The sequence below is a fragment of the Pseudomonas sp. CFBP 8772 genome, from assembly GCF_014841665.1.
Taxonomy (GTDB): Bacteria; Pseudomonadota; Gammaproteobacteria; order Pseudomonadales; family Pseudomonadaceae; genus Aquipseudomonas; species Aquipseudomonas graminis_B.
The window spans coordinates 80,044-105,681 of record NZ_JACYUI010000012.1; the positions used below are offsets into that span (position 1 = coordinate 80,044).

The following is a 25,638-nucleotide window of genomic DNA, read 5'->3' on the forward strand; positions in this document are numbered from 1 at the left end:
GCGCAAGCGACAGTCAGGCTCATGCCCGCGCACGACGGCGTGTGCGTTCGTCCTGAGGTGGAAAAGAGTAGGTTTTAGCCGGCGGAAGCCATGCGCACAGCGCCACGCTTGCTGGTCTGCAAGTGACTGATGACGCAATTACGCCCGGCGCCTTTGGCGGCATACAGCGCCTGATCGGCGGATTTAAGGACTTCTTCCGGATTGCGGTGCTCCGGCAGACGCTCCGCCACGCCGATGCTGACCGTGACCGACACCGCTGAAGCCTGGGACCCCGCCCGACGCTGACGCCCTTGCAGATCATCATTCGGACGATTGTCCTGATTGCGCAGCTGAATCTGATAACTGGCAATGGTTTCGCGGATGACCTCAAGGTGCGGCATGCATTCTTCGAGGGTTTTGCCGGCAAACACGATGGCAAACTCTTCGCCACCATAACGATAGGCGCGCCCGCCGCCATTGGTGATCTTCGACAGTTTGCTGGCCACCAGACGCAGCACCTGATCGCCGACATCGTGGCCGTGGGTGTCGTTGAATTTCTTGAAATGATCGACGTCGCTCATCGCCAGCACGTAATTGCGCCCCAGTCGCTGCATCCGCTCATTGAGCGCGCGTCGGCCTGGCAGCCCGGTCAGTTCGTCACGGAAAGCCATTTGATAGGCCTCGTGGGCGACCGCCGCCGCAATCATCAACATCACCTGGCTGCACATGATGTTCAGGGTGAAGGGCAGGATGAAGGTCTTCGGTAACGCCCAGAACATCCCGAGCAACCCCACCAGTTGAGCCGCATGCAGGGGCCGCGGCTTATAGAGGTACTGCGTGATGAGCACGGCGAACGCAATGAGAAAGGTCACGTAGGACAGCTGAATCAGGCTCATCCATTCACCGTGAAGCGCTGGCCAGCGGATGTCGGCGAGCCAGGCCAGCAGCCCGGCGGGAAAGCTCTGTTCGAGACCCAGGGCAACGCTGCCTACCGCGACCAGAACGGCCAACCGTGCAACCAGGTCCTGAAACAGATGGGTCCGCTCTTCCCAGGCCGCAAACAGACCAAACATGACCGGGAGCAAGAGGCAACACAGATGAAACACCACGGCGGCGTCTTCTCGGACCTTGCCGTAATCGCGGTAGTAGTCGGTCTGTGTGTCGAGGAGGAAATAGGCGATGTACACGGTGATCATCAGGAACAGCTCACGCTGTCGCTTGTACACCCCGCAGTACGCACCACCCAGCAACAGCACGAGGGTGGGCAGCACGTTGAAAAGTGAGGTGAAGAAGACGTTGAGGTCTTTCACGTACGCGGCCGCCAGTCCGGCAACCAGCAAGGCCAGAGAGGGTAAAAAATGACTGAGCCGTGGGGCAGAGGGGCGCAGCAAAAGGACTATCTCCTCACCGAATGATGTGAGTGCTGATTAAATGGCATTGTGCCTGTATCGGCCGCGTCATGCATAGGATGAGAGAGAATGTGCGTGGCCCTGATACAAAAATCAGCCAGGCACAAAAAAACCGCTTGTCCCTGGGGGCAAGCGGCTTGAGGGAAACGCTTGGGCTGACTTAGTAAGCCAGACCGAAGTGTTCTTCGTTCATGTCCATCAGGTTGCTCGCGCCCGACAGCATGGTTGCCACGTGAGTGCGAGTGCGCGGCAGGATGCGCTGGAAGTAGAAGCGCGCCGTCTGCAGCTTGGCGGTGTAAAAGGCTTCTTCGCCGGTGCCGGACGCGAGTTTCTCGGCTGCAACACGGGCCATGTCAGCCCAGAAATACGCCAGGCAGGCATAACCGGAATACATCAGGTAGTCCACCGACGCGGCGCCGACTTCTTCACGGTCTTTCATGGCCGCCATACCGACCTTCATGGTCAGCTCACCCCACTCCTTATTCAGCGCAGCGAGCGGCGCCACGAATTCGCTGATCGCTTCATTGCCTTCCTGCGACTGGCAGAACTTGTGGACGATCTTGGTGAAGCCCTTGAGCGCCTCGCCCTGAGTCATCAGCACTTTACGACCCAGCAGGTCGAGCGCCTGAATACCCGTGGTGCCTTCGTACAGCATGGCAATACGGGCGTCGCGAACGTTCTGCTCCATGCCCCACTCGGCGATGAAGCCGTGGCCGCCGTAGACCTGCACGCCGTGGTTGGCAGATTCAAAACCGACTTCGGTCATGAACGCCTTGGCGATCGGCGTCATGAAGGCCAGCAGGCCGTCAGCTTGCTTCTTGGCTTCGGCGTCGTCGCTGTACTTGGCGATGTCGACCTGCTTGGCGGTGAAGTACACCATCGCGCGAGTCCCCTCGGCGAAGGCCTTCATGGTCAGCAGCATGCGACGTACGTCCGGGTGAACGATGATCGGGTCAGCGGCTTTCTCGGGCGCTTTCGGGCCAGTCAGGGAACGCATCTGCAGACGCTCACGGGCGTATTTCAGGCCGCCCTGGAAACCGATCTCGGCGTGGGCCAGACCTTGCAGCGCCGTGCCCAGACGTGCGGTGTTCATGAACGTGAACATGCAGTTCAGGCCTTTGTTCGGCGGGCCGATCAGGAAACCGGTTGCCCCGTCGAAGTTCATCACGCAGGTGGCGTTGCCGTGAATGCCCATCTTGTGTTCGAGCGAGCCGCAGTTGACTGCGTTGCGCTCGCCGACGCTGCCATCAGCGGCCGGCACGAACTTCGGCACGATGAACAGGGAAATGCCTTTGGTGCCAGCAGGCGCATCGGGCAGGCGGGCCAGCACGATGTGGACGATGTTATCGGCCATGTCGTGTTCGCCAGCGGAAATGAAGATCTTGGTACCGGATACTTTGTACGAACCGTCAGCCTGAGGCTCGGCCTTGGTGCGCAGCATGCCCAGGTCAGTACCGCAGTGAGGTTCGGTCAGGCACATGGTGCCGGTCCACTCGCCGGAAACCAGTTTGGTCAGGTAAGCGTCTTGCTGCTCAGGGGTGCCGTGCTCGGAGATGGTGTTCATCGCACCGTGCGACAGGCCTGGGTACATGCCCCACGACCAGTTGGCTTCGCCGACCATTTCACTGACCGCCAGACCCAGCGACTCGGGCAGACCCTGACCGCCATGAGCGACGTCGTGGGCCAGGCTCGGCCAGCCGCCTTCGACGAACTGTTTGTAGGCTTCCTTGAAACCGGTCGGCGTTTTTACGCCGGACTCGCTCCAAGTACAGCCTTCGGTGTCACCCACACGGTTCAGCGGGGCCAGGACCTGCTCACAAAACTTGGCGCCTTCCTCGAGAATGGCGTCAACCATGTCAGGCGTGGCGTCCTGGCATGCTGGCAGACTCTGATAGTGCGCTTCGTAGCCGAGCAGCTCGTCACGGACGAAGCGAATATCACGCAAGGGGGCCTTGTAGTCAGGCATAGCGATAAACCTCTGCTGGTGAATCCTGGAATTGGATGACCGTGCGGTCACTTTGGGGCGTTGCCCCGGCGCCGGTGTCTGGGATCACGCGGCGATCAAACAGGTGTTTGAAACATACGTTTACGCCTATACCTTGTCAAGCGACGCCCGGCACCTTTCATCACCTGACGCGGGCAAACCGCAGGCGCGCGGTTGCGACGCCAGGCGGTTGAGACCGCAGCGTTGAGTCTAGAAAACGTCGGGATAAAAAACGCGAAAGCGCCCGGGGAATGGGCACGTGAATGAGGTGTTATTCAGGAGAGGCGTAGCATCCAGCAACGTGCGCCGTAGCGCACGAAGCGAAGAGAATCAGGCGAAGGTGTCGATCAGCGTGCCGAGCATTTCATCGCTGGCTTTTTCAACTTTGACGCCTGCCTGGACTTGAATCCGGCCTTGGGTCAGTTCCACCACATTAGTGGCCATGTCGGAACGTTGCGGACGATCGACGGAGCGCAGACGCTCAAGCTGGAAATCCGAAGACTGACTGCGCCCTGACACCTCGGTCGCGGGGCTGGCCAGTTGCGTCGCAGCCTGATCGACACGGTTCTGCCCGACCTGCATGGCGCTGAGGCCCGGGTACAGCGTGTTGTTCAGTGAGATTTGCATGAGCACGATCCTCTGTTCATAGCGAACACAGCGATTAAAGCAGCAAAGCGCCTGGATTACTTCGCAAAGCGACTAGTGGCATTGAGCCTTGTGACGGGCCTCACACTCGGCGACTCGTCGCCCGCTAGTCCAGCAGTTCCAGATGCAGATGCTCGGCAATCATTTCCGCAGTTGCCTTCTTCATGAACGGCACGCGGCCCAGGCACGGCGCCGGCAGACGCTCTGCCAGCGTGGCGAGGTTTTCCTCAAGCCGTGACGTTTTGGGATCAATAATATTCGCCACCCAGCCCGCCAGTTGCAGACCGTCGTTGGCGATCGCTTCGGCTGACAGCAACGCATGGCTGATACAACCCAGGCGCACGCCCACCACGAGAATCACCGGCAGCTTCAGCGCGATGGCCAGATCGGACAGATTGGCCTGATCGGCCAAGGGAACGCGCCAGCCGCCTGCGCCTTCGATCAACGTGAAATCAGCCTGCTTGGCGAGGATGTGCTGCATCGGCCCGAGCAGGGACTGCACAGTCAGGGCGACTCCCGCTTCCCGCGCGGCCAGATGGGGCGCGATTGCCGGCTCGAAGGCCACCGGATTGACCTCGTTGTAGGTCAGCTGGATCGAGCACTCGGCACGCAAGGCGACGGCGTCCGAGTTGCGCAGCCCCTTGGGTTTGACGTCGCAACCGGAAGCCACCGGCTTGCCTGCCGCCGTGCTCAACCCCGACTGCCGCGCCGCGTACAGAAGCCCCGTGGCGATAGTGGTCTTGCCGACGTCGGTATCGGTTCCCGTGATGAAATACGCAGCGCTCATCTTGGCGACCATCCGTTCAGATATTTCAAACCAGTGCCTGCTTACTATAGCGTTCGTGTGAAAAACGCCGACTAAATGATCATTCTTTAATCAATGCCGGGTTTCGTCAGGATGGCGTACACCACCTGATACGTGGCGGGCAGGCCTTTTTCCTGACGAAACCTTTCGTACGCCTCCATCAAAGCCTGAATTCGCGCGCGACCGGTCAGGCCTCCCGGGCGACCCGGATTGATGTTGTGCGCACCCAATGCCTTGAGTTCGTGGGTCAGGCTGCGCACGTCGGGATAGTGCAACACGTGGGGCACGACTTCGAGGCTGCGCACGTTCAAACCACTGGCGGCGCAGAGGCGTTGATACTCTTCCCGCTCGCGGAAACGATTGACGTGGACCATGCCGTCCACAGCCTGCCAGCTGTCGCGCAGCTCAAACAGCGTCCCGACGCAGAGGCTGGCAAAAGCGAACACGCCGCCTGGCTTCAGTACGCGACCCGCTTCGCTCAGCACTGCAGAAAAATCCGGGCACCATTGCACTGCCAGGCTGGAGAACATCAGATCGACGCTCGCGTCACGCAGCGGCACGTTCTCAGCGTCGCCTGCCACATAATGCGCGGCACCCCCTGAAGGCCGTGCATAGCGCAGCATGCCTTCGGCAAGGTCGAGCGCAACGCCTTCGCTCTCAGGAAACGTCTGCGCCAGCGCGCGGCTGAAACAACCGGTGCCGCTGCCCAGGTCCAGCCAGCGGGACGGTGCCAGATCAGGCAGTCGCGTCATCAGTTCAGTACCAACGGCGCGCTGCAAATCGGCCACGCTGTCGTAGCTGGTCGCCGCCCTGGAGAAGGACGCCGCCACTTGACGCTTGTCCGGCAGCGCCTGCTGCCCGGATGCCTGTTGCTGTTTCACGGCCTTCAGCACCGCGCAGTGGGAAAGATCAGTCATCACCGGACCCGTGTAAAAACGCATGAACTGCAGCGGCGACGCCGTGCGGGTTTTCCAGAATGAAGGCATGACTGGCCTGCTCGATCACGCCGACTTCGATGTCAGGCTGGAGGGTCAGCAGGTCCGCCGACGCTTCTGCCGGCACCAACGCATCCAGGCCACCGAACAGGTGCAATTGAGGGCCGCGAAACCCTTGCAGCGCTCTGCGCGTGTCCATTTGTTCCAGCAGCTTGAGGCCTTCGATCAAGCCGGCACTGGTGCCGTGGGGCGCGCAGGCTTTGAGCTGTCTCGACAGCGCGCGCGGCTCCTCGGCCCCTTGCACGCACAGCAGACTGAAGCGCTTGAGCGTTGCGTCCAGATCGGCTTTGCAACCGGCAATGAACGCATCGAAATCCGTTTGCGGCATCGCGTTGGGCCACTCGCTGCGGGCCACGAAGCAGGCGTTGCTGGCGAACGTCGCCAGTCCGCAGCAGCGCTCGCCCCGGCGCGCGGCCAGTTCGGCGGCCAGCATGCCGCCCAGCGACCAACCGCCCAGCCAGACGTTGTCGGGCAACGTCGAATCCAGCTCATCGAGCCATTCGTCGAGGTTGTCGGTGTCCATGTCCGGCAAGGGTTCGATCACCACCCGCAAATGTTCGTCGAGCCCTCGCAGCGCTGCAGCCAGCGGTTCAAGGGGCGAGACGCCGAGGCCCCAGCCCGGCAACAGGATCAACTGATCACGCATGGTCCAGCTCCGAAGATTCGTCTACGCCCAGCAGCGGATAACACTGCTCCAGTGCCTGCAACAATAGCTGCACCTGTGCTTCGCTGTGGGCGGCGGACAATGTTACGCGTAGACGCGCGCTGCCCGCAGGCACCGTTGGTGGCCGAATGGCGGTGACCATCACGCCCCGTTCTCGCAGCAACTGCGACAGCCGCAACGCGCGCCCGCTGTCGCCAATCAGGATCGGCTGAATGGGCGTGAAACTGTCCATCAGCTCCAGACCGAGGGCTTGAGCGCCGGCGCGAAACTGTTTGATGAGTGCCGCCAGGTGCTCACGCCGCCAGTGTTCGGTGCGCAGCAGTTCGAGGCTTTTCAGCGTTGCGCACGCCAGCGCCGGCGGCTGACTGGTGGTGTAGATGTAGGGGCGGGCAAACTGGATCAGCGTTTCAATCAGCTCTTCGCTGCCCGCAACGAACGCGCCAGCCGTGCCGAAGGATTTACCCAGCGTGCCGATCAGCACAGGGACCTCATCGATGCCGAGGCCGAAGTGCTCGACAATGCCTGCACCGTTCGCCCCCAGCGGGCCGAAGCCGTGGGCATCGTCGACCATTAGCCAGGCGTTTTTGGCTTTCGCCGCCTTGGCCAGCGCGGGCAGGTCAGCGACGTCGCCGTCCATGCTGAACACACCGTCGGTGACCACCAGCGTGTCTCCGACCGCCTTGTCCAACCGGCCGGCGAGGCTGTCGCAACTGTTGTGCAGGTAGCGGGAAAAACGCGCACCGCTGAGCAGGCCGGCGTCGAGCAACGAAGCGTGATTGAGACGATCTTCCAGCACCGTGTCGCCCTGCCCCACCAACGCGGTGACCGTTCCGAGATTGGCCATGTAGCCGTTGGAAAACAACAGCGCGCGGGGCCGTCCGGTGAACTCGGCGAGCGCTTCTTCGAGCGCGTGATGGGGCGTGCTGTGGCCAATCACCAAATGCGAAGCGCCACCGCCGACGCCCCAACGCTCGGCGCCGGCTTGCCAGGCAGCGATGACCTCAGGATGACTCGCCAGCCCCATGTAATCGTTGTTGCAGAACGCCAGCAGCGGCTTGCCGTCGACAATCACTTCAGGCCCCTGCGGGCTTTGCAGCAGGGGCCGCTGACGATAAAGGTGCTCGGCACGACGGGCAGCGAGACGTGCGTTCAGATCAAAAGACATGCAGGCCTCGGGTCAAGCCACTGATGAAGGATCAAACAGCCGCGTCGTAAAACAGCTCGCTGCTTTTCTGCTCGATCAGCGCTTGTTCGATGGCTGCCTGATGGACCTCGTCCGAGTGCTCTTCGCGCGCTTCAGGCTGAATGCCCAGACGCGAGAACAGCTGCATGTCCTTGTCGGACTGCGGGTTGGCGGTGGTCAGCAGTTTGTCGCCGTAGAAGATCGAGTTGGCGCCGGCGAAGAACGCCAGGGCCTGCATCTGGTCATTCATGGCTTCGCGGCCGGCGGACAGGCGCACGTGGGACCGCGGCATCAGGATGCGTGCGACGGCCAGCATGCGGATAAAATCGAACGGATCGATATCCTCGGCGTTTTCCAGCGGCGTGCCGGCGACTTTCACCAGCATGTTGATCGGCACGGACTCCGGATGCTCCGGCAGATTGGCGAGCTGGATCAGCAGATTGGCGCGGTCGTCCAGGGATTCGCCCATGCCCAGAATGCCGCCGGAGCAGATCTTCATCCCTGAATCACGCACGTACGCCAAGGTCTGCAGACGATCGCTGTAGGTGCGGGTGGTGATGATGCTGGTGTAGAAATCCGGCGACGTGTCGAGGTTGTGGTTGTAGTAATCGAGGCCAGCGTCGGCCAGCGCCCGGGTCTGGTCCTGATCCAGCTTGCCGAGGGTCATGCAGGTTTCCAGGCCCATGGCCTTGACGCCTTTGACCATCTCCAGCACGTAGGGCATGTCTTTGGCCGACGGGTGTTTCCACGCCGCGCCCATGCAGAAACGGGTCGAACCAATGGCCTTGGCGCGTGCGGCCTCTTCCAGCACTTGCTGGACCTGCATCAGCTTTTCTTTTTCCAGACCGGTGTTGTAGTGGCCCGATTGCGGGCAGTACTTGCAGTCTTCCGGGCACGCGCCGGTTTTGATCGACAGCAGGGTCGAGACTTGCACGCGGTTGGCGTCAAAGTGAGCGCGGTGCACGGTTTGCGCCTGAAACAGCAGGTCATTGAATGGCTGTGTGAACAGCGCCTTGACCTCGGCTAGATTCCAGTCGTGACGCAGGTTGGCATTGATGCTGGCGCTCATGGGCGGCTCCTTGATGTTTTCTGGACGATGACCCGGGCGGCTTCGCCCAGCGGCAAAACCGGAAAGCCCACAGGCGCAACACGGATGTTCGGCATATTTAAGGAAGCAACATGCGCTGTCAACCATATAACGGGCACAAGGTTTACATCTGGTTAGAAAACGTACAGACGTGTTTGTTGTGCGATGAAACAACTGATTCAAGCACCCCGATCTGCGTGCCCTGTGAGCGCGAGCTCCCGTGGCTGATTGACCAGTGCGATCGCTGCGCACTGCCCATGCCGATGTCCGGCCTCACCTGCGGCGCCTGCAATCGCCACCCTCCCGCCTTTAATGAAGTCATCGCTCCGTGGCTGTACGACTTCCCGATCGACGCGCTGGTCACGCGCTTCAAGCATCAAGGGAAATGGCCACTTGGGCGACTGCTGGCGGAGCTGTTGGGCGAGACCCTGCAGCATCGCTTTAATGATGGCCTGCGCCGACCCGACTGTCTTATCCCGGTGCCACTCGCCAAAAAACGACTGCGTCAGCGCGGCTTCAATCAGGCAGCGATGTTGGCGAACTGGCTCGGTGCTCGACTGGGACTGCCTGTTGAAGAGCGCGTGATCCGCCGCGTGAAAGAAACATCTTCACAGCAGGGTCTGGATGCAAAAGCCAGAAAGCGCAATCTGGCGTCCGCGTTTGCACTGAAGGACGCCACGGCGATCATCGGCAAGCACCTCGCGCTGATTGATGACGTACTCACCACCGGCTCGACGGCCAACGCACTGGCAGAACTGTTGCTCAAAGCCGGCGCCCAATCGGTGGATGTGTATTGCCTGGCAAGAACGCCAAAACCTGGGGACTGATCGGCCGAGACGTTAAAACTTCGCAGCATTTGGGCGCGAGGCATTTTGGCTTACACTCCGGCGTCATCACTTTCAGTGCATCCGACTCCTATGTCCCTACCGCCGTCCCTCACCCAGCACATGGTTCGCCGCCCTCACCGCATCGCGCTGTTGCAGCACATTGCCGAGCAGGGTTCGATTACCCGCGCGGCGAAGAGCGCCGGGCTGAGTTACAAGGCGACATGGGACGCCATCGATGAGCTGAACAATCTGGCGCAAAAACCGCTGGTCGAGCGCAGCGTCGGCGGTCGAGGGGGTGGCGGCGCCAAATTGTCCGCCGAAGGCGAGCGCGTGCTGCGGCTTTATCAGCGCTTGCAAGCGTTACAGACTCAGTTGCTGGAAACCTCGGAGGAGTCCGATGATCTCGCCCTGCTCAGCCGCTTGATGCTGCGCACCAGCGCGCGTAATCAGCTACATGGTCAGGTCAGCGGCGTCCGCTCCCAAGGCCGCAACGACATGATCATGTTGCAGCTCGCGGGCGGTTTGTCGATCGAGGCGCAGATCACCCACGACAGCACCTTGCGACTGGGGCTCGAAATCGGCACGGATGTGTTCGCCTTGATTAAGGCCGGCTGGCTGGAGCTACTGACGCCCGACCAATCTGAAACAATCGGACACAATTGCCTCACCGGTAAAATCGAGGAAATCCTCGCCGCCGATGACGGCCCGAGCGAGGTCAAAATCGTCCTCCCCAGCCATCAGATCCTTTGCGCAGTGGTCGACGCGGACCGGCTGCATGCCTTGCAGCTCAAGACCGGCGGCGCTGTGAAGGTTCAGTTTGCGCCCTCCAATATTCTGCTCGGCACGCCGCTGTAAGCGCCGCTTGCACGAAACACCGAAGCCCGACTCGTCATCTGACCGCCACAATAATGTCATCCGAACTGCATAGGGTTTTGCCCTAAACCGCAGGGAGCCCGTGATGACGCTATTAAAAGATAACCAATCCACCGACCTCGAAAACATGGTTGGCCTGACCCGACGCGGGTTCATCAGCGCGGGCGCCCTGTGCGGCGCGGCGATGTTCCTGGGCGGCAACCTGCTCAGCCGCAGCGTGATGGCCGCCAATGTCAGCGCCGCCAACGGCACGCTGCTCGGCTTCGACAGCATCCCCTCCTCCACCGCCGACAGCATCAGTCTGCCGCCGGGTTATCGCTCCTCGGTCCTGATCAGTTGGGGCCAGCCGCTGCAAACCAACGGCCCGGCGTTTGACCCCAGCGGCAAAGGCACCGCGAAAATGCAGGAACTGCAATTCGGCGACAACAATGACGGCATGAGCCTGTTCACCTTTCCCGGCGACACGCCGGAGACGGCCAGCCGTGCGCTGATGGCGATCAACAACGAATACACCAACTACCGCTACCTCTTCGATCACGGCAAAGACCCGCAGTCCGCCGAAGACGTGCACAAGGCCCAGGCCAGTGAAGGCGTTTCGGTGATCGAGGTCAAGCGCGAAGGTCAGCAGTGGGCGTTCGTACAAGGCTCTAAATACAACCGGCGTATCCACGGCAACACGCCGATTCACCTGAGCGGCCCGGCTGCCGGCCATGAGTGGTTGAAAACCGCCGCCGACAAAACCGGCAAAAACGTCCTCGGGACCTTCCAGAACTGCGCCAACGGCAAGACACCGTGGGGCACCTATCTGACCTGCGAAGAGAACTTCACCGACTGCTTTGGCAGCAGCGATCCGGCGCAGACCTTCGACGCCGCGACCAAGCGCTATGGGGTGACCGCCGCCAGCAAGGAAGTGAACTGGCACCTGCACGACCCGCGCTTCGACGTCGCCAAAAACCCCAACGAACCCAATCGCCATGGCTGGGTGGTGGAGATCGATCCGTTCGATCCCAAATCCACACCGGTCAAACGCACCGCGCTGGGCCGCTTCAAGCACGAAAACGCTGCGCTGACCGAGACAAAAGACGGCCGCGTCGTGGTGTACATGGGCGACGATGAGCGCGGCGAGTTCATCTACAAATTCATCAGCCGCGACAAGGTCGATCACAAGAACCTTAAGGCCAACCGCGACATCCTCGACCACGGCACGCTGTACGTGGCGCAGTTCGACGCGGGCGACAGCAACCCCGACCACCCGAAAGGCCAGGGCAAATGGATTGAGCTGAGCCACGGCAAGAACGGTATTGATGCGGCCAGTGGTTTCGCCAATCAGGCCGAAGTGCTGATTCATGCGCGCCTGGCGGCAAGTCAGGTGAAAGCGACGCGCATGGACCGGCCCGAGTGGATCGTCGTCAGTCCCAAGGACGGCCAGGTCTATTGCACGCTGACCAACAACATCAAGCGCGGCGATGACGGGCAGCCAGTGGGCGGGCCGAATCCCCGCGCGAAAAATCAGTACGGGCAGATTCTGCGCTGGCAGGAAACAGGGTCGGACGCAGCAGCGATGGAGTTTGCGTGGGACTTGTTTGTCGTCGCTGGCAACCCGGGTGTGCATGCAGGAACGCCCCAAGGGGGATCAAGCAACATCAACCCGCAGAACATGTTCAACAGCCCGGATGGCCTGGGTTTCGACATGGCCGGGCGGCTGTGGATTCTGACGGATGGCGACTCCACCAATGCGGGCGACTTCGCGGGGATGGGCAATAACCAGATGCTGTGCGCTGACCCCGCCAGCGGCGAGATCCGTCGATTCATGGTCGGGCCGGTGGGGTGTGAAGTGACCGGCATCAGCTTCGCGCCCGACCAGAAAGCGCTGTTCGTCGGCATTCAGCACCCCGGCGAAAACGGCGGCTCGACCTTCCCCGAGCACCTGCCGAATGGCAAGCCGAGATCCTCGGTGATGGTGATCACGCGTGAGGATGGCGGCGTGATCGGCGCCTGACGCGAGCGCTTCCCCATCCCGGAAAGGGTGCAATCGAAGGGATGGGGAATCCAGTGAATCAGAGGCACCGGGCGTAACGCGCTGTGTCAGGTGTAACACGCCTGAGTTACCATGACTGGCCCGACGCGGCAGCCTGCTGCGCGCAGGAGTTAGCATGGCCCACCCGTTCGCAACACTTACACCTGACCTGGTGCTGGACGCCGTCGAGAGCATCGGCTTTGTCACCGACGCCCGTATTCTCGCCCTCAACAGCTACGAAAACCGCGTCTACCAGGTTGGCATCGATGAACAGCAGCCATTGATCGCCAAGTTCTATCGGCCTGATCGCTGGACCAACGACGCCATTCTCGAAGAACACAGCTTCACCGCTGAACTTGCCGACGTCGAAATTCCCGTCGTCGCGCCCCTCGTGCACAACGGCCAGACCCTGTTCGAGCATGCCGGCTTCCGTTTCACCCTCTTCCCCCGTCGTGGCGGCCGCGCGCCAGAGCCCGGCAATCTCGAGCAGCTCTACCGTCTTGGCCAGTTGCTGGGCCGCATCCATGCCGTAGGCGCCACGCGCCCGTTCCAGCACCGCGAAGCCCTTGGCGTGCAGAACTTCGGCCACAACTCGCTGAACTACCTGCTGGACAACAACGTGATTCCGCGCAGCCTGCTGCCGGCCTATGAGTCCGTTGCCAAGGACCTGCTCAAGCGCGTGGAAGACGTCTACGCCGCCACACCCCATCAGAACATCCGCATGCACGGCGATTGCCACCCCGGCAACATGATGACCCGCGACGACATCTTCCACATCGTCGATCTCGACGACTGCCGCATGGGCCCGGCGGTGCAGGATGTCTGGATGATGCTCGCGGGTGATCGTCAGGATTGTCTGAGTCAGTTGTCGGAATTGATGGACGGCTACAACGAGTTTCACGACTTCGATCCCCGTGAACTGGCGCTCATCGAACCGTTGCGTGCACTGCGCCTGCTGCACTACAGCGCATGGCTGGCGCGTCGCTGGGACGATCCGGCGTTCCCCCACAGCTTTTCCTGGTTCGGCACCGAACGCTATTGGGGCGATCAAGTGCTGGCGCTGCGCGAGCAGTTGTCCGCGCTGAACGAGGAACCGCTGAAGCTGTTCTGAGAACGCGAGAAAACTCTGTAGGAGCGTGGCTTGTCCCGCGAACTGGCGCGAAGCGGCAGCAATCCGGACACTCGATGTACCAGACGAGGCTAAATCGTCCGGTTTACGACTGCTGCGCAGCCGATCGCGGGACAAGCCACGCTCCTACACGTCAGCCACACGTCCCACGCCTGCGCGACGTTCGGTGAACGAAAAAGATAGAACCATCACCACAACAAAAAACTTGCCGAAGGACCACTCATGCAAGCTGCCAACCCGCGTCGCGGGTACATTCTGGGCCTGAGCGCCTACATCATCTGGGGACTGTTTCCGATCTACTTCAAGGTGCTGGCCAGCGTTCCTTCACTGGAAATCATCGTCAATCGGGCGATCTGGTCGGCCATTTCCGGCTCGCTTCTCTTGCTGGTCTGGAAACACCCCGGCTGGTGGCAGGAGCTACGGGATAACCCCAAACGACTTGCCATTCTCGCCTCCAGCGGCACGCTGATCGCCGCCAACTGGCTGATCTACGTCTGGGCCGTGAACAACAACCACATGGTCGAAGCCAGCCTGGGCTACTTCATCAACCCGCTGATCAACGTGATGCTCGGCATGGTGCTGCTGCGTGAAAGACTGCGCCCCTTGCAATGGGTCGCGGTGATGCTGGCGTTGATCGGTGTGCTTCAGCAGGTCTGGCAAGTGGGCAGCCTGCCGTGGGTGTCGCTCGCGCTGGCGTTCACCTTCGGCTTCTACGGCCTGATTCGTAAAAAAGCACCGGTGGCCGCACTGCCTGGCCTCGTGGTGGAGACCTGGATTCTGGTGCCGCTGGCCGTAGGCTGGTTGATGTTCAACCCGCTTGCCCACAGCGCACAGCCGGAATTCTGGACAACATCCGAGGCGCTCTGGCTGGCGGCGGCCGGTCCGGTAACCCTCGTGCCGCTGGTGTGTTTCAACGCTGCAGCGAGGCATCTGCCCTACGCGACACTGGGCTTTCTGCAGTACATCGCACCGACGCTCGTGCTGGCCTTGGCGGTGGTGCTGTACGACGAGCACATGCCTTCGGCCACCTTGGTAACCTTCGCCTTCATCTGGGCCGGGCTGATCATTTACAGCGTCGACGCGTGGCGCGCGCTGCGCAAACGCGCCCAGGCCTAAGCAGGTAAGAGGGACCGCTGCAGGCCCGTCAAAAATCGGGACCTGCAGCGGTTACATCGATGACTCGTCGGTCGGCAGATGCAGTTCCACCATCAGGTCATCCGCCAGGGTTTCCAACCGCTGCTGCAGCACATCCAGTGAAAGGTCCATCGGCAATCCCAACTCGGCATGGGCGCGGAACAGCGTTTCGCTGCTCATGGGCGCGGGTTCGACGCTGGTCACCAAGTGCTCCAGGTTGACGCCTTGTTCGGTCAGCACGCGAGTGACGTCGCGCACGATCCCGGATCGATCATTGCCCACCAGGTCCATTGTGATGGGCCTCCACTCCGGCAAGGATTCCGGAAGGACTTCGGCGAACAGTACACGGATGCCTTTTACCGAGAGCCCTTCCAGCGCGCTGCGCAGGGGCTGATGCGCGTCGACCGGCGCGCTGACCCGCAGGATCCCGGCGAACTGCCCGGCCATGTGTGACATACGGCTTTCCAGCCAATTGCCACCGTGATCGGCAATGCATGCGGCGAGCTGCTCGACCACACCTGGCTTGTCCGGTGCAGACACCGTGACGATAAGATGATCCACAAACGACTCCTTTTATGTGCAGCAACTGAGGTCTGTTTAATACCACGCCTCAAGGGTTGCGGGGTGGTTGTGGGGAGTATAGGCAGGTCTGCACTGCCCGCGGCGGTGTAAGCGCATCAGGAATTTCTGTGTACGATCCGAATAATTTTCTGGAACAATCTGATCACTCTTTGAGAACATCCCATGCCGGTGCCTGACCAAATGCCTAAATTCGGTCGATCGCTGCAAATCAAGTCTGGATTTTCACGCCGCGAACGGTCATGTAGTATCGCCTCGCGCGCACTACATAGATGTCAAATAGCTGAGCAGAGTGAGGCAAGCAATGACTGAACACGTTCAAGTCGGGGGCCTGCGGGTCGCCAATGTCCTGCTGGATTTCGTGAACAACGAAGCCATTCCCGGAACCGGCCTCGACGCCGCTTCATTCTGGGCCGGTGCCGATGCGCTCATCCACGAGCTCGCACCGAAGAACAAAGCCCTGCTCGCCAAACGCGACGAATTCCAGGCGCGTATCGACGCGTGGCATCAGTCCAATGCCGGCAACGCCCACGACGCGTCCGCCTACAAAGCGTTCCTGCTGGAAATCGGCTATCTGCTGCCAGAAGCGGCAGACTTCCAGATCACCACACAAAACGTTGACGAAGAAATTGCCCGCATGGCCGGCCCCCAGTTGGTGGTGCCGGTGATGAACGCACGTTTCGCGCTCAATGCATCGAATGCCCGCTGGGGCTCGCTGTATGACGCGCTGTACGGCACCGACGCCATCAGCGAAGCGGGCGGCGCGGAAAAAGGCAAAGGCTACAACCGCGTCCGCGGCGACAAAGTCATCGCCTTCGCCCGCGCCTTTCTGGACGAAGCCGCCCCACTCGCGGCGGGCTCCCACGTTGACTCCACCGGCTACAAGCTGGTCGATGGCATGCTGATCGTCAGCCTCAAGGGCGGCAGCAACACCGGCCTGCACGACGATGCTCAGCTGATCGGCTTCCAGGGCGACGCGTCGGCGCCGACCGCGCTGCTGTTCAAGCACAACGGTCTGCACTTCGAACTCCAGATCGACGCCACGAGCCCGGTCGTCCAGACCGACCCGGCCGGTGTCAAAGACGTGCTGATGGAAGCGGCGCTGACCACCATCATGGATTGCGAAGACTCCATCGCTGCCGTCGACGCCGACGACAAGGTCGTGGTGTACCGCAACTGGCTGGGACTGATGAAGGGCGATCTGTCCGAAGAAGTCGCCAAAGGCGGTACTCGCTTCACCCGTACCATGAACCCCGACCGCGTTTACACCTCACCCACCGGCGAAGCCGTCACGCTGCATGGCCGCTCGCTGCTGTTCGTGCGCAACGTCGGTCACCTGATGACCATCGATGCGATCCTCGACAATCAGGGCAACGAAGTGCCGGAAGGCATTCTTGATGGCCTGCTGACCAGCCTCGCGGCGATTCACAACCTCAAGGGCAATACATCCCGCGCCAACAGCCGCACGGGCTCGGTGTACATCGTCAAACCAAAGATGCACGGCCCTGAGGAAGTGGCGTTCACCAACGAATTGTTCGGGCGTATCGAGGCGGTGCTGAACCTGCCGCGCAACACGCTGAAAGTCGGGATCATGGACGAAGAGCGTCGCACCACGATCAACCTCAAGGCCTGCATTCAGGCGGCGAGCGAGCGTGTGGTGTTCATCAACACAGGCTTCCTGGACCGCACCGGTGACGAGATTCACACGTCGATGGAAGCCGGCCCTGTCGTACGCAAGGCGCAGATGAAGGCGGAAAAGTGGATCGGCGCGTATGAAAATTCAAACGTCGATATCGGCTTGAAATGCGGCCTGCAAGGGCGCGCGCAGATCGGCAAGGGCATGTGGGCGATGCCTGACTTGATGGCCGCGATGCTTGAACAGAAAATCGCCCATCCACTGGCCGGCGCCAATACCGCGTGGGTTCCCTCGCCCACTGCCGCTGCACTGCACGCTCTGCATTACCACAAGGTCGATGTGTTCGCGCGTCAGGCCGAGCTTGCCCGGCGCGCGCCGGCCTCCGTCGACGATATCCTGGCCATTCCATTGGCGCCGAACATTGACTGGACGGCCGAGGAGATCCAGAACGAACTGGATAATAACTCCCAGGGCATTCTCGGTTATGTGGTGCGCTGGATCGATCAGGGCGTTGGCTGCTCGAAGGTGCCGGACATCAACGACATTGGTCTGATGGAGGACCGCGCCACGCTGCGCATTTCCAGCCAGCACATCGCCAACTGGCTACGCCATGGCGTGGTCAGCGAGCAGCAGGTAATGGAAAGTCTGAAGCGCATGGCACCGGTGGTGGACCGTCAGAACGCAGGTGATGCGCTGTATCGCCCCCTGGCACCGAATTTCGACAGCAACATCGCGTTTCAGGCAGCGGTTGAACTGGTGATCGAAGGCACACGGCAGCCGAACGGTTACACCGAGCCGGTGCTACACCCTCGCCGTCGAGAGTTCAAGGCAAAACACGGGGCTTAATCAGCGCCCAGACAAAAGGCGGTGTCCACGCAAATGGACACCGCCTTTTTTGTTGCCGCAACGCAGTCCAGAGACGGCGTTATCAGGCCATTTCCAGCTCCCGCTTCACCAGTCGCAACAGCTGCTTGGTGTTGATCGGCTTGAGCAGGAAATCCACCACGCTCAGGTGCATGGCGTCGATGGCGTCACGTACGTTGGCGTCGCCAGACACGATAATGATCGGCAACTCCGCACGGTCCGATTCGCGCACCCTTCGAATCAGGTCCAGCCCGTCGCACGGCGCCATGCGCAGATCAGTGATCAGCAGCGCAATGGAGGGCCGGGTCTGCAGCAAGTGCATGGCGCTGGTGCCGCCGGCGGCGGTGATGCAGCTGATGTCATTGAGACTGAGAATTTCGGCCAGAACTTCCCGAGCATCCTTGTCGTCATCGACGATCAACACCCGATGTGGCGATTGGGACGCAGGCGCGAGCATTACCTCATTGAGGGCTTCGCGCTCTTCATCACTCAAAATACTGTGATCGAACATACCCGTCTCATCTTCCTGTCGACTCCAATTCTGACAGCGCAAGCGATTGATACGCTGCACATCCTGTCGGCTTCATGCCGGCCCTGGGGCCTCGCGCTAACTGCATCGCTGCGGTTTTACACCTTGGTTCGATGCGAGCCAATGCCTTTGCAGTCACCTAAGACTTACGTCCAATGGGCACTGCCCGATAAGCGGTCGACCATGGGGTCAATAAAAACAAGCGGTATCGGTCATGAGCAAAGCGGACGCTTTTACCCAGGCAGGCAAAACAGCCGTTCTGCAGAACATCCACGGCACGATGCAGTTCCTGCAAAAATTCCCGCCGTTCAACCAGATGGAAAATGCCCATCTGGCCTACCTTGTGGAACAGTGTCACCTGCGTTTCTACGCTACAGACGAGAGCATCATCAAGCCTAGCGATGGGCCAGTAGAACATTTTTACATCGTCAAGCAAGGCCGCGTCGTGGGTGAGCGCCCCCATTCCGCAAAACGCGGCACCGAGACCACGTTCGAAATAACCACGGGCGAGTGCTTTCCCCTCGCGGCACTACTCGGCGAACGCGCCACACGAACCGAGCATCTGGCGGCCGAAGACACTTTCTGTCTGCAGCTCAACAAGCAAGCCTTCATCAAGCTGTTTGCGCTCTCAAATGAGTTCCGCGACTTCGCCCTGCGCGGCGTCAGCAGCCTGCTCGATCAGGTCAATCAGCAAGTAAAGCAGAAGGCGGTGGAAACACTCGGCACGCAATACTCGCTGAACACGCGACTGGGTGAACTGGCGATGCGTCACCCGGTGACGTGCTCCCCCGACACGCCGCTGCGTGAGGCCGTGCGGCAGATGGACGAGCAGCAAGTCGGCAGTATCGTGATCGTGGACGAGGCCAAAGCGCCGCTGGGTATTTTCACGCTGCGCGATCTGCGCCAGGTCGTCGCCAACATCGACGCCGACTTCGGCGAGCCCATCGAACGCAGCATGATTCAGGTGCCGTTCTATCTGAGCCCGGACGCCAGCGCCTTCGATGCGGCCATTGCCATGACCCAGCGCCATATCGCCCACGTCTGTCTGGTGAAAGATCAGCGCTTGTGTGGCGTGGTCTCCGAGCGCGACCTGTTCTCCCTGCAGCGCGTGGATCTGGTGCATCTGGCGCGCACCATCCGCAGCGCGCCGCGTATCGATTCGCTGGCTAACCTGCGCGGCGACATCGTTCAACTGGTGGACCGAATGCTCGCCCACGGGGCCTCGTCCACCCAGATCACCCAGATCATCACGCTGCTCAACGATCACATGGTCTGCCGCGTCATCGAGCTGACGCTCGAAGAAAAAGGCGATCCTGGCATCGCTTTCAGCTGGCTGTGTTTCGGCAGCGAGGGCCGGCGCGAGCAGACGCTGTACACCGATCAGGACAACGGCATTCTGTTCGAAGCCACGGACGCCGCCGAAGCCGCCTCAATACGCGGCCGGTTGTTGCCCATGGCCGAGCGGATCAATCAAAGCCTGGCGGTGTGCGGATTCGCCCTGTGCAAGGGCGGGATTATGGCGAGCAATCCCCAGCTGTGCCTGTCGCGAATCGAGTGGGCGCGGCGCTTCGGCTCGTTCATTCGCGAAGCCACACCGGAGAACCTGCTGTCGTCTTCTATCTATTTCGATCTGCGCGTGGTCTGGGGCGATGAAAGCGGCGGCGATCAATTGCGTCAGAGCATTCTTGCGCAGGTCGCAGACAACGCCTTGTTCCAGCGCATGATGGCCGACAACGCCCTGCGTCAACGCCCACCGGTGGGCCGCTTCAAAGATTTCGTGGTCGCCCGAAAAGGCAGCGAGAAGGACACACTGGACCTTAAAACCCAAGGCCTGACGCCGTTCGTCGACGGAGCGCGCTTGCTCGCGCTGGCCAACGGCGTCGAGGCGAGCAACACGCTGGACAGGCTGCGTCAGTTGGTCGCCAAAGAGGTGATCGACCCGCTGGACGGTGCGGCCTATGAAGAGGCTTATCACTTCATCCAGCAAACCCGCATGCAGCAACATCAGCAGCAGAACCGGCAAAACCTGCCCTACTCCAATCGCATCGACCCGGATGTGCTCAATCATCTGGACCGGCGCATCCTGCGTGAGTCGTTCCGGCAGGCGCAGCGGCTGCAGACCAGCCTCACCGTGCGCTACCAACTGTAAGCGACTGATCATGAATTTGTTCCGCTGGCTCAAGCCCCCCAAACGCGCCGTCGCCCCTGAGCTGACACCTGAACAGCAACAGCGCCTGCGCGCCTTGCCCGGCCCGGGCGTCCTGGATCAAAAGACACTGCGCCAGCAACGGTGGGTCGTGGTCGATCTTGAGACCAGCGGGCTGAATCTGCAGCGGGACGACGTGCTGTCGATTGGCGCCGTGGTCATCGAAGATGGCGCGATCGATCTGGGGCAGCAGTTCGAGCGCACGCTGATGCGCACCGATCACAAACTCAGCCCGAGCGTATTGATTCACGGGCTGGGGCCCACCGCGATTGCGGCGGGCAGCGAGCCGGTCGAAGCGCTGCTGGATTTCATGGCGTTCGTGGGTGACAGCCCGCTGCTGGCGTTCCACGCGGCGTTCGACGAGCACATGTTGGGGCGGGCATTAAAGGAAAGCCTGGGCTATCGCCTGCTGCACCCCTTCATCGATGTTGCTCACATCGCGCCCTTCATTTGCCCGAACGCGAATTTGCGCCAGGCAAGCCTGGACGACTGGACGCGATTCTTCGGGCTCCACGCCGAAGAGCGTCATCACGCCAGCGCCGATGCGCTGGTGACCGCCGAACTCGCGATGATTCTGTTCAGCCACGCCAGAAGACAGGGGATCGAAACCCCTGCACAGCTTGAGCAAGGCGTGGCGAAATGGCGACGGCAGCAGCAATCGCATTCGTTTTAGCGTTCATCCTCTGGGCCTGCCTCTGGATCCCGCCGCGCCTTACAAATCTAATGGTCGATTCTTACGTCAACCGTTCGGCTTCTTCCTACAAGGACCAATTGCCAGCATTGGGCGGCTCTGACACAATCGCGAACAATTCTCGTTAGCCCCTTTGTTCTCCTCGGTGCGCTTGTGTCGTCACTTCAAAGTCCCCAGCAGCAGCTCGTCGGAACGCTCTATCGCGACCATCGCGGCTGGCTGCTGGGCTGGCTCCGACGCAATGTCGCTTGCCCCCACCGCGCCGAAGACCTCAGTCAAGACACGTTCATCCGCTTGCTCGGCCGCGAGCAATTGCTTGAGCCCCGCGAACCCCGGGCCTTTCTGGTTTCGATCGCGAAAGGCTTGCTGTTCGACCACTTCCGTCGTGCCGCGCTGGAACAGGCGTATCTGGACGAGCTGATGCTGATTCCCGAGGGCGAACAACCTTCCCTGGAAGAGCAGCAGCTGATTCTCGAAGACCTCAAAGCCATCGACCGTCTGCTGGGCAAGCTGTCCAGCAAGGCGCGCACCGCCTTTCTGTACAACCGCCTGGACGGCATGCCCCATGCAGAGATCGCCGCCAAACTCGGCGTCTCGGTGCCCCGCGTGCGTCAGTACCTGGCGCAGGGTTTGCGCCAGTGCTACATCGCGCTGTATGGCGAGCCAACATGAGCCGTATTTCTACCCGACCTGTTTCATCCCACGTGCTGGACGCCGCCATCGCCTGGCAACTGTGCCTGGATTGCGGCCGGGGCAGCGAAGCCGAGCGTGAAGAGTTCGCCAAGTGGTACGCCGCCAGCGACGAGCACGCCCGGGCCTGGATGCAGTTGGGCATGGTCGATCAGCGTTTTGCCGGGACCACCGGCCCGGCACGTTCGGCGCTTTTGCGGTCCCGTGACGGGATGGGCTCGCGTTTGCGCAAGCTGGGACGCGGGTTTGCAGGGGTGGCGCTGGCGCTGGGATTGACTCTGTTTCTGGGTGATCGCCTGCTGCCGGTGGATTACTGGCTGGCGGATCTGCGCACCGCCACCGGCGAGCAGCGCACGATTCGCCTGTCGGATAACACCCTGATCCGCCTCAACACCCACAGTGCACTGGACGTGCGGTTCGATGACAAACAGCGGCGGGTCGTGCTTCAAGAAGGCGAGATCTTCGTGGAGACCGGGAGCCACAACGACGCGCGTCCGTTCATCGTCGAGACCCCTGAGGGGCAGATGCGCGCACTGGGCACGCAGTTCCTGGTCAAGAGGCGGGCCGACGGCACGCTGTTGAGCGTGCTGCAATCAGCCGTCGCCGTGCACCCGCAGGCTTCGAATCATGAAAAGGTGCTGAACGAGGGGCAGCAGATGTTGATTCATCGCAACAGCCTCGGGCCCATGCTCGCCCTGACGCCCGGCACCGGCGCCTGGATGCGCGGCATGCTGGTGGTCGATAACGCTCGTCTGGCAGATGTCGTTGCGGAGCTTGCCCGCTATCGTCCGGGCCATCTCGGCGTTGCGAAAGACGTTGCAGACCTGCGTATCACCGGCAGCTTTCCGTTGACCAATACCGACCTGGCGCTCAAGGCTCTGACGCCCACGCTGCCCGTGCAGATCGAAGCACGTACGCCGTGGTGGGTGACGGTGGTCGGCAGCGGGAAGAAGCCGGCAGCTGCGCTTTAATTCGGGGTCTCTTGGGCAGGCTTGGGGCATCTGGATAACCGCAACCCTGTGGGAGTGAGCTTGCTCGCGAAGGGGCCGGTACATCCACTGGATCACCAGGGCTGAGAATTGTCTCCGCGAGCAAGCTCGCTCCCACAGGGCCTTCGTACGCCTACTGAATGAACTCACAGATTATTTTCGCCCGGCCCTATCACTTTTCAGATCTCGTTCGGCACATAGGCATTGAGAACCATTTCCATCGAGGTGCCGTTCATGTCCCGCACGCTTCACACCCTTCTGCGACCGAGCCTACTGGCTATCGCCGTCGCCATTGCCGCGCCGCTGCTCAGTGCGCCGCTGATGGCCGCTTCCCAGACTTCCAGCGTCCGTACCTACGATCTGCCGGCCGCGCCGCTGTCCACGACGCTGACGCAGATTGCCAGTCAGGCGGGCCTGGCCCTGTCGCTGGATCCGGCACTGGCAGCGGGGCGCACGTCGGCGCCGGTTCAGGGGCAGTTCGACGCGTCTGGGGCGATGGGCCAGGCGCTGCGCGGCACTGGCTTGCAACTGAACCTGACGACGGCAGGGACCTACACGCTGGTGGCTGCGCCTGAAGGCGCGATGGCATTGCCGGCCACCAGCATTCAAGGCAGTCAGGAAAGCTTCGAAAGCGCGTGGGGCCCGGCGCAGGGATACGCCGCGAGTCGCACCGCAGCCGGCAGCAAAACCGACACCGCGCTGGTTGAAGCGCCGCGCTCGATCTCGGTCGCGACCCGGCAGCAGATGCAGGATCGGGCGGTGCAGAACATCGACGACGCCGTTCGCTACATGCCAGGCGTGGTTGCCAGCAGCTACGGCAGCGACAGCCGGTCCGAATGGCTGAAAGTCCGCGGCTTTGAACCCACCCAATTCCTCGACGGCCTGCCACTGCCGAAAGGGGCATACGTGATGCCGAAAATGGAGACCTGGGATCTGGAGCGCGTTGCCCTCCTGCGTGGCCCGGCGTCTTCGGTTTATGGTCAGACCCCGCCAGGCGGCATGCTTGATATGGTCAGTCGTCGCCCCGAAGCCGACGCCAGCCACGAGGTGCAGGTTCAGGCCGGCACTTACAACCGCAAGCAGATCAGCTTCGACAGCACCGGCAAGATCGACGATGCCGACAATTTCGAGTACCGCGTCAGCGGCGTGGTGCGTGACAGCGGCACCTCGGTGGACCACATCGATGACAAGCGCTACAACCTCGCACCGAGCCTGACCTGGAACATCGACCCGGACACCAAACTGACCTTTCTCAGCCAGTTCAATCGTGACGATACCGGGATCACCAGCCAGTTCCTGCCGATTCAGGGCACCAAATACCCATCGGCCGTCGGCCGCGTGAAATATCACGAAAACCTGGGCGATCCGGACTGGGAGTTTTACGACAAGACTTACTACGCGCTTGGCTATGCCTTCGAGCATCGTCTCAACGACGTCTGGCAGTTCAAGCAGAACGTCCGCTATACCAAAAGCGACCTGTCCTTTCAGGGAATCACGGCAGGCGGCTATTTCGGCTCGGTGTCAGACGATGGCACCGTTGCTCGCGGCGCCAACGTCGTCAACGAGGACATTTCCCAGTTCGCGCTGGACAACAACCTGCAAGCCGACTTCGACACGGGCGAACTCAAGCACACCCTGTTGCTCGGGCTCGACTATCAGCGACTGAATCACAACTACAAATGGCAGTACGGCAACGCGCCGACCAGCAACATCGCCAAGCCGATTTACGGGCAGGACTTCAGCAACGTCGATTACACCGCGTATCAGGATTACAACCAGAAAACCCGGGACGTCGGCGTCTATATTCAGGACCAACTGGCCCTGGATAACTGGCGTCTGACCCTGGGCGGGCGCCAGGATCTGCTCAAGACCGAATCGAAGTTCTACAACAGCGATCAGTCCGACGACCGCACCGACAGCGCGTTCACCGGCAACGCCGCGCTCAGCTACGTCTTCGACTCCGGATTCACGCCTTACATTTCCTACGCCGAGTCGTTCCAGGCAGAGCAAGGCGGCGCCAACGGCGTGGCGTTCCAGCCGGGGACGGGCAAGCAGTACGAAGTGGGCCTCAAATACCAGCCGCCGGGCAGCAACATCATCTTCACTGCGGCGGCGTACGACCTGACCCGTCGCGACATCGTGCTCAGCGACACCCTTGGCGTGCAGCGTCCGCTGGGCGAAGCGAAGGTGCGCGGCTTCGAGCTGGAAGCGGTAGGCGATGTCACTGACAACCTGAAAGTGACGGCGTCCTACACCTACGCCAACAGCAAGATGACCAAAGTCACCGACCCGCTGGACAAGAATCGTCCACTGCCACTCACGCCTGAAAATCAGGCGGCGATCTGGGGTGATTACACCTGGCACAACGGGGTGCTCGACGGTTTCGGCCTGGGCTTTGGCGCACGGTACATTGGCGAGACCGACAATATTGCGATCGGCAGTTACGGCTTTGTCGCCAATTCCAACTACGGGCACAGCAATGCCTACACCGTCTACGACGCTGCCGTGCATTACGACCTCGGCCGCATGAACAACGCCCTCAAGGGCGTGAGCGTGTCGGTCAATGCCAACAACGTCTTCGACAAGGAATACATTTCCACCTGCGACGGCTTCTATTGCTACTACGGCGACCGTCGTACCGTGCTCGCGAGCGTAGACTACAAATGGTAATCGTTTAAACTCTCATTACCCGAAACAAGGGCCGCTCCCACACAGCGGCCTTT

The 25,638-nt window shown here is 61.2% G+C and carries 21 protein-coding genes; 11 read left to right on the top strand and 10 right to left on the bottom strand.

Going from position 1 to position 25,638, the window contains the following annotated elements:
• Positions 1 to 74 precede the first annotated feature (74 nt).
• From IFT99_RS21325 to bioB, 8 genes are all read right to left on the bottom strand, one after another.
• Positions 75 to 1,370, bottom strand: coding sequence for a GGDEF domain-containing protein (locus tag IFT99_RS21325; protein ID WP_192134926.1), 1,296 nt, complete (start codon positions 1,368 to 1,370; stop codon positions 75 to 77).
• Between the two features lie 178 nt (positions 1,371 to 1,548).
• Positions 1,549 to 3,354, bottom strand: a complete 1,806-nt coding sequence (locus IFT99_RS21330; protein ID WP_192134928.1) for a phenylacyl-CoA dehydrogenase — start codon at positions 3,352 to 3,354, stop codon at positions 1,549 to 1,551.
• Positions 3,355 to 3,702: 348 nt separating this feature from the next.
• Entirely contained in the window at positions 3,703 to 3,999 is a 297-nt protein-coding gene (locus IFT99_RS21335; RefSeq protein ID WP_065991303.1) for a pyrroloquinoline quinone biosynthesis protein PqqE, read from the bottom strand.
• A 124-nt stretch (positions 4,000 to 4,123) separates the two neighbouring features.
• A complete protein-coding gene (gene bioD / locus IFT99_RS21340) occupies positions 4,124 to 4,804 on the bottom strand; it encodes a dethiobiotin synthase (protein ID WP_065991381.1) in 681 nt (226 codons plus the stop codon).
• 86 nt (positions 4,805 to 4,890) lie between these two features.
• Positions 4,891 to 5,739: a malonyl-ACP O-methyltransferase BioC gene (gene bioC / locus IFT99_RS21345; protein WP_192134930.1), complete on the bottom strand. Its 849-nt coding sequence runs from the start codon at positions 5,737 to 5,739 to the stop codon at positions 4,891 to 4,893.
• Positions 5,732 to 6,463 (bottom strand): alpha/beta fold hydrolase, encoded by a 732-nt coding sequence (locus IFT99_RS21350; protein ID WP_192134932.1) that lies wholly within the window; start codon positions 6,461 to 6,463, stop codon positions 5,732 to 5,734. Before IFT99_RS21350 ends, bioC begins: the two co-directional genes overlap by 8 nt.
• Positions 6,456 to 7,646 (bottom strand): 8-amino-7-oxononanoate synthase, encoded by a 1,191-nt coding sequence (bioF, locus tag IFT99_RS21355; RefSeq protein WP_192134933.1) that lies wholly within the window; start codon positions 7,644 to 7,646, stop codon positions 6,456 to 6,458. The genes IFT99_RS21350 and bioF overlap by 8 nt, the downstream gene beginning before the upstream one ends.
• A 31-nt stretch (positions 7,647 to 7,677) precedes the next feature.
• A complete protein-coding gene (gene bioB / locus IFT99_RS21360) occupies positions 7,678 to 8,733 on the bottom strand; it encodes a biotin synthase BioB (protein WP_192134935.1) in 1,056 nt (351 codons plus the stop codon).
• Between the two features lie 110 nt (positions 8,734 to 8,843).
• Between bioB and IFT99_RS21365 the strand changes: the two genes are divergently transcribed.
• The 5 genes from IFT99_RS21365 (at position 8,844) to rarD (ending at position 14,713) form a co-directional block, all read left to right on the top strand.
• On the top strand, positions 8,844 to 9,578 hold the full coding sequence (locus IFT99_RS21365) for a ComF family protein (protein WP_192134937.1): 735 nt from the start codon (positions 8,844 to 8,846) through the stop codon (positions 9,576 to 9,578).
• A gap of 90 nt (positions 9,579 to 9,668) precedes the next feature.
• Positions 9,669 to 10,433 carry a TOBE domain-containing protein gene (locus IFT99_RS21370; protein ID WP_192134939.1) on the top strand — a complete coding sequence of 255 codons (765 nt, stop codon included), beginning with the start codon at positions 9,669 to 9,671 and terminating at the stop codon, positions 10,431 to 10,433.
• Positions 10,434 to 10,536: 103 nt separating this feature from the next.
• Positions 10,537 to 12,450 carry a PhoX family protein gene (locus IFT99_RS21375; protein WP_192134941.1) on the top strand — a complete coding sequence of 638 codons (1,914 nt, stop codon included), beginning with the start codon at positions 10,537 to 10,539 and terminating at the stop codon, positions 12,448 to 12,450.
• Positions 12,451 to 12,604: 154 nt separating this feature from the next.
• Entirely contained in the window at positions 12,605 to 13,579 is a 975-nt protein-coding gene (locus IFT99_RS21380; RefSeq protein ID WP_065991296.1) for a serine/threonine protein kinase, read from the top strand.
• Between the two features lie 240 nt (positions 13,580 to 13,819).
• On the top strand, positions 13,820 to 14,713 hold the full coding sequence (rarD, locus tag IFT99_RS21385; protein WP_192134943.1) for an EamA family transporter RarD: 894 nt from the start codon (positions 13,820 to 13,822) through the stop codon (positions 14,711 to 14,713).
• A gap of 51 nt (positions 14,714 to 14,764) precedes the next feature.
• Here rarD and IFT99_RS21390 read toward each other — a convergent pair whose 3' ends face one another.
• Entirely contained in the window at positions 14,765 to 15,292 is a 528-nt protein-coding gene (locus tag IFT99_RS21390; protein ID WP_065991294.1) for a glycine cleavage system protein R, read from the bottom strand.
• Between the two features lie 322 nt (positions 15,293 to 15,614).
• Between IFT99_RS21390 and IFT99_RS21395 the strand changes: the two genes are divergently transcribed.
• Positions 15,615 to 17,792, top strand: coding sequence for a malate synthase G (locus IFT99_RS21395; protein WP_192134945.1), 2,178 nt, complete (start codon positions 15,615 to 15,617; stop codon positions 17,790 to 17,792).
• A gap of 82 nt (positions 17,793 to 17,874) precedes the next feature.
• On the opposite strand, the gene IFT99_RS21400 is transcribed toward IFT99_RS21395, so the two are convergent.
• On the bottom strand, positions 17,875 to 18,321 hold the full coding sequence (locus IFT99_RS21400; protein ID WP_065991292.1) for a response regulator: 447 nt from the start codon (positions 18,319 to 18,321) through the stop codon (positions 17,875 to 17,877).
• Positions 18,322 to 18,553: 232 nt separating this feature from the next.
• Between IFT99_RS21400 and IFT99_RS21405 the strand changes: the two genes are divergently transcribed.
• The 5 genes from IFT99_RS21405 to IFT99_RS21425 all read left to right on the top strand — a co-directional run bounded on the left by IFT99_RS21405 (position 18,554) and on the right by IFT99_RS21425 (position 25,585).
• Positions 18,554 to 20,488, top strand: coding sequence for a putative nucleotidyltransferase substrate binding domain-containing protein (locus IFT99_RS21405; RefSeq protein WP_192134953.1), 1,935 nt, complete (start codon positions 18,554 to 18,556; stop codon positions 20,486 to 20,488).
• Between the two features lie 10 nt (positions 20,489 to 20,498).
• Positions 20,499 to 21,218 (top strand): 3'-5' exonuclease, encoded by a 720-nt coding sequence (locus IFT99_RS21410; protein WP_192134955.1) that lies wholly within the window; start codon positions 20,499 to 20,501, stop codon positions 21,216 to 21,218.
• A 171-nt stretch (positions 21,219 to 21,389) separates the two neighbouring features.
• Complete coding sequence (locus tag IFT99_RS21415) at positions 21,390 to 21,908, top strand: RNA polymerase sigma factor (protein WP_192134957.1); 519 nt, start codon at positions 21,390 to 21,392, stop codon at positions 21,906 to 21,908.
• Complete coding sequence (locus IFT99_RS21420) at positions 21,905 to 22,897, top strand: FecR family protein (protein WP_192134959.1); 993 nt, start codon at positions 21,905 to 21,907, stop codon at positions 22,895 to 22,897. Before IFT99_RS21415 ends, IFT99_RS21420 begins: the two co-directional genes overlap by 4 nt.
• 252 nt (positions 22,898 to 23,149) lie before the next feature.
• Positions 23,150 to 25,585 (top strand): TonB-dependent siderophore receptor, encoded by a 2,436-nt coding sequence (locus tag IFT99_RS21425; RefSeq protein ID WP_192134961.1) that lies wholly within the window; start codon positions 23,150 to 23,152, stop codon positions 25,583 to 25,585.
• The last annotated feature ends 53 nt before the right edge of the window (positions 25,586 to 25,638 follow it).